Source organism: Sphingomonas sp. LH128 (genome assembly GCF_000293195.2).
Lineage (GTDB): Bacteria > Pseudomonadota > Alphaproteobacteria > Sphingomonadales > Sphingomonadaceae > Novosphingobium > Novosphingobium resinovorum_A.
Window position 1 is genome coordinate 1 of the sequence record NZ_ALVC01000364.1, and the last position, 4,553, is coordinate 4,553.

Genomic DNA, 4,553 nt, shown 5'->3' on the forward strand with positions numbered 1-4,553 from the left:
CTGGCCGTCATCGCCGCGCACGCGCGAGGCGCTCACTTCCAGGCGGCGCAGTTCGCCGTCCCCTCGGCGATAGAGCATTGGCTCGCGGGTTACCGTTTCGCCCTTGGTGGCGGCCCGGGCCAGCGGATAGTCCTCGGGGCGATAGGCCGAGCCGTCGGCATGCTCGGCGCCGAAGCCCGCATAATCGGCGAGATCGACAGGCGCATGGGCGCTGCCCAATATGGTCTCGCCCGCCTCGTTCAGAAAGACGAAGGCGCCGGAGGGGACCTCGGCAACCGACACCCCGACTGACATCTGCTGCAACGCCGCGCGCATTCCCGAAGCCGCAGTCTCGTTCAAAACACCTAACCCCTCAAAACCTTATGGCATGGCCTAGCGGCGCGGGCCCTCGCGCGAAACCGGCAAACGGCCCTCGGCCATCCTACGATGCAGGAATGGCGCTTTCTACCCGCCGGCTCCCAGGCCGAGATGCAGGACAAGTGCCGCGCAAATGCTCGCCCATGGCGGCGTTGTTCTGGTCGCGCGCAACCGACAGCGCCGAGTTGCCCGCGGCGTCACATCGCTCGGGGTCCGCGCCCTGCGCAAGCAGGAGATCGGCTATCTCTCGCCGGTCGAACAGCGCGGCTAGCATCAGCGCGGTCTGGCCGGCCTTGTTGGTCGTCTCGGCGTCGGCCCCGCGCTCGAGAAGCAGCCTGGCGACCGATGTGAAGCCCTTGAACGCCGCGCCCATCAGCGCGGTGTTGCCGCGCGCGGCATCACCCGCCTCGGGATCGGCGCCGTGATCGAGCAGCAGCGCCACGGCCTCGTCATGCCCATGATAGGCCGCCAGGATGAGCGGGGTATAGCCCCGCTCATCCTTTGCCTCGACCGCGCAGCCCGCATGCAGCAGGGCCGGCAGCACGTCGGTCCGCCCCAGCCTCGCCGCATCGAACATCAGTTCGCGCAGCCGCTCGGGCGAGGGCAGGGGCGGCAGATCGCCGGGCTCATTTGGCATCCAGGTCGACCTTGAGTTCGCGGGGCCAGAAGCGCAGCGCCGCGATCGTGTCGACGAAGGCCGCCGCATCCTTGGCGGCGCCAAGCTCGATACAGGCGTCGTCGAGCTTGTCGAGGATGCCGGCATTGGCAAAGATCGGCTGCGCATCGAGCGTGAGGCCGATATATTTGCAATGGCCAAAGGCATCGCGCACGAAGTCCTGCGTGGCGGCGTCATCGGCAAGCAGCGCCGCGCCGTCGGCCGAGACGACGATGGCCACCGCGTCGAACAGCACCGAAGGTCCGCCGTCGATCTTCTGCTTGGCCGCAACCTTGGTCCCATCATCGAGCGTCACGCCGCCGATCTTGGGAGCAATCACGTCATAGACCGCGCCCACCTTGTCGAGCGCCTTGACGAGGCCGCCAAACAGCGCGGCATCGGCGCCGTCACTCAGGAGAATGCCCAGCTTGCGCCCCTTGAAGCTCGGCGGTCCGTTCTTCACGATCGACAGTGCTTCGGACGGGGGCAGATCGCTCCGGGTGGGCTGCGCGGCCTGTGCGGACGCGGGCAATTCGGGAAGGCCCAGGCCGTCCGCGACGGTGCCGGCCAGGCCGTCGTCGATGTTGATGAGGTGCGAGACGACACGGGCGCGAATGTCCGGGCGTTCGACCTTGCTGAGCTCGAAAACCAGGGCATCGGCGATATGCTTCTGCTCGATCGGCTCCTGGCTCACATAGAATTGCCGGGCCTGGCTATAGTGATCGGCAAAGCTTTCCGGGCGGATGCGCAGCTTGGCGCCATCGGCCTCTTCGGCGAAGCTCCGGAACCCCCGGACCGGATCCTCGCGCGGTCCGCCGAGCGTCGCACCCCAGCTGTTGGGCTCATAATTGACCCGCCCCCGGGGGTTGGTCATCGCCATGTGCCCGTCCTGCTGGAAATGGGCCACGGGGCATTTGGGCGCGTTGATCGGGATATGGGTGAAGTTGGGCGAGCCCAAGCGCTTGAGCTGCGTATCGAGGTAGGAGAAATTACGCCCCTGGAGCAGCGGGTCGTTGGTGAAGTCGATGCCGGGCACGACATTCTGCGTGCAGAAAGCAACCTGTTCGGTCTCGGCGAAGAAATTGTCGACGACCCGGTCGAGCACCAGACGGCCCACGACCCGGACGGGCAGGATCTCTTCCGGAATGATCTTGGTCGCATCGAGCACGTCGAAGTCGAACTGGTCGGCAAAGGCCTGGTCGAACAGCTGGACGCCGAGCTCCCATTCGGGGAAGTCGCCGCCATTGATCGCTTCCCACAGATCGCGGCGATGGAAGTCCGGGTCCGCGCCGTTGATCTTGACCGCCTCGTTCCACAGCACCGACTGCAGGCCCTGCTTGGGCTTCCAGTGGAACTTGACGAAGGTCGACTTGCCCTCGGCGCTGACAAGCCGGAAGGTATGGACGCCAAAGCCCTCCATCGTGCGGAATGAACGCGGGATCGCCCGGTCCGACATGGCCCACATGATCATGTGCATGGATTCGGGGGTCAGGCTGATGAAATCCCAGAAATTGTCATGGGCGGTCTGCGCCTGCGGGAAGGCGCGGTCGGGTTCGGGCTTTGCCGCATGGACGAGGTCGGGAAACTTGATCGCATCTTGGATGAAGAAGACCGGGATGTTGTTGCCGACCAGATCCCAGTTGCCTTCCTTGGTATAGAGCTTGACCGCGAAGCCGCGCACGTCACGCGCCAGGTCGAACGAACCCTTCGAGCCCGCCACGGTCGAGAAGCGCACGAAGGCGGGGGTGCGCTCGCCCACGCGCTGGAAGATGTCGGCGCGGGTCACGTCCGCCAGGCTGTCGGTCAGCTCGAAAAAGCCGTGCGCGCCATAGCCGCGGGCATGGACCACGCGCTCGGGGATTCGCTCATGGTCGAAGTGGAAGATCTTCTCGCGAAAGTGGAAGTCCTCGAGCAGCGTCGGGCCGCGCGCGCCTTGCTTCAGGCTGTTCTGGTCGTCGGCGACCGGAGCGCCCTGGCTCGTGGTGAGCACCGCCGCGCCGTCGGCTGCGACCTGGTGGGTCTCGCCGCCGTCGCCCTGTTTTTCAGCATAGCTTTCCGACAGCTGTGCATCGGCGGGCACCGGCGAGGCCTTCTGCCGCGACTCTCCCGAGACGGGCTTGCCAGGCGCAATGTCGGCAGGAACGAGCACATCTTTGTCGGTCGCGGGTTTCCTGGGCATAGAAGCTCCTGTCAGGTCATGTCGATAAACCGCCCTGCGGGACGCAGGGCGGGTGTGAACGACAAACCCCCGGAACGGTTTTGAGTTTCCCAGGCCGAGCAGATTAGGGGCCGCCTCGTCCGACAGGGCGCACGGAGCCCCGGGCACGCCTGTCGGATAACGGTCAGTCGCTTCAGTTCTGCAGCAGCGATCGCAGCATCCAGGCCGTCTTTTCGTGCACGGTTAGGCGCTGCGTCAAAAGATCGGCGGTGGGCTCGTCGCTCGCCTTGTCGGCCAGCGGGAAGATCGAGCGCGCGGTGCGCGCGACCGCCTCATGGCCCGACACCAGGATGGCGACCATGTCGAGCGCCTTGGGCGGATCGGCGGGCGCATCGTCGATCGAGGCCAGCGCGCTGAACTGCGCGTAGGAGCCCGGCGCCTTGTGTCCCAGCGAACGAATGCGCTCGGCGATGAGATCGACCGAGTTCCACAGCTCGGTATATTGCACCATGAACATGTCATGGAGCGTGTTGAACATCGGGCCCGTCACGTTCCAATGGAAATTGTGGGTGGTGAGATAGAGCGTATAGGTATCGGCCAAAAGGCGGGAGAGACCTTCGGCGATGGCTGCGCGGTCCTTCTCCTCGATGCCGATATCGATATGGCCTTCGGTGGCTTTGCCCATGGCTGTCTCCTTCTTGGGATTGAACCTGGGAAGATATGGCGGCGATGTCGCAGCGCCAACCATTCAAGCAACTTGCGAGGAGGACAAAATCATGAGCCGTCATAGGCTTGCGCCCCGCCCCGAGTGCCCGAAGGTGCTGTGCGCCGTCGTCGGTTTCGACCGCCCGCTCCAGACCCTTTTTGCGCAGGTCTTCTCGCGCATCCCCGAGGCCGACGATCCCGAGGCCGAGAGCGTCCGGCACGATAATGAGGATGGGGACGAGGACGGCGAAATCCTGCTGTGGGCCGGCACCGAGCCGGGCGAACTGCTCGACCCCCAGGCCGCGATCGCGCTTGTCGCGCCCTATGCGCTTATACCGGATGATCTGGCCGCGCGTCTGCGCGCAGACATGGACGCAGCCGCCGGCAAGCGCGACGGCGCGCACCAGATCGAGGTCAAGCGGATCCTGTTCGGTTCGCAGCATTAGGCTTCAAGACCGGACTGCGCGGACAAGACGGGCCAGTTTCAGGCCATCGGCCGCGGGAAGGCGCGGGCGATGATGGGCGCTTGTCAGCGCCTGCTCGGCCGAACGGCCGAGGAGAGGAGGGGGTGAGGGACTGGCGTCCCGGACAAGGGGTTCGAGGACGCTTTCGAAAACGGAGAAGTCCCATGAACATCGGTTCCATCGCCAAGAACGCCGCCGGCCACCTCGTCGGCCG

The 4,553-nt window shown here is 65.5% G+C and carries 4 protein-coding genes and 1 pseudogene; 1 reads left to right on the top strand and 4 read right to left on the bottom strand.

What is annotated here, in order from left to right; all coding sequences use genetic code 11:
- The 4 genes and pseudogenes from LH128_RS25070 to LH128_RS25085 all read right to left on the bottom strand — a co-directional run.
- Nucleotides 1-339, bottom strand: a pseudogene (locus LH128_RS25070) (PAS domain-containing protein); the annotation flags it as partial.
- 82 nt (nt 340-421) lie between these two features.
- Nucleotides 422-994, bottom strand: a complete 573-nt coding sequence (locus LH128_RS25075; protein ID WP_008832495.1) for an ankyrin repeat domain-containing protein — start codon at nt 992-994, stop codon at nt 422-424.
- Nucleotides 984-3,191, bottom strand: coding sequence for a catalase (locus tag LH128_RS25080; protein WP_008832496.1), 2,208 nt, complete (start codon nt 3,189-3,191; stop codon nt 984-986). Before LH128_RS25080 ends, LH128_RS25075 begins: the two co-directional genes overlap by 11 nt.
- Before the next feature lie 172 nt (nt 3,192-3,363).
- Nucleotides 3,364-3,855, bottom strand: a complete 492-nt coding sequence (locus LH128_RS25085) for a Dps family protein (RefSeq protein WP_008832497.1) — start codon at nt 3,853-3,855, stop codon at nt 3,364-3,366.
- On the opposite strand from LH128_RS25085, the gene LH128_RS25090 reads away from it, so the two are divergent.
- On the top strand, nt 3,854-4,321 hold the full coding sequence (locus tag LH128_RS25090) for a hypothetical protein (RefSeq protein ID WP_313325810.1): 468 nt from the start codon (nt 3,854-3,856) through the stop codon (nt 4,319-4,321). The two genes, LH128_RS25085 and LH128_RS25090, sit on opposite strands and share 2 nt — an antisense overlap.
- Nucleotides 4,322-4,553 lie beyond the last annotated feature (232 nt).

Bases quoted from the DNA above. Each gene is read 5' to 3' on its own strand.
- LH128_RS25085 (WP_008832497.1), bottom strand. From the start codon at position 3,855: ATGGGCAAAGCCACCGAAGGCCATATCGATATCGGCATCGAGGAGAAG.
- LH128_RS25080 (WP_008832496.1), bottom strand. From the start codon at position 3,191: ATGCCCAGGAAACCCGCGACCGACAAAGATGTGCTCGTTCCTGCCGAC.
- LH128_RS25090 (WP_313325810.1), top strand. From the start codon at position 3,854: ATGGCTGTCTCCTTCTTGGGATTGAACCTGGGAAGATATGGCGGCGAT.
- LH128_RS25075 (WP_008832495.1), bottom strand. From the start codon at position 994: ATGCCAAATGAGCCCGGCGATCTGCCGCCCCTGCCCTCGCCCGAGCGG.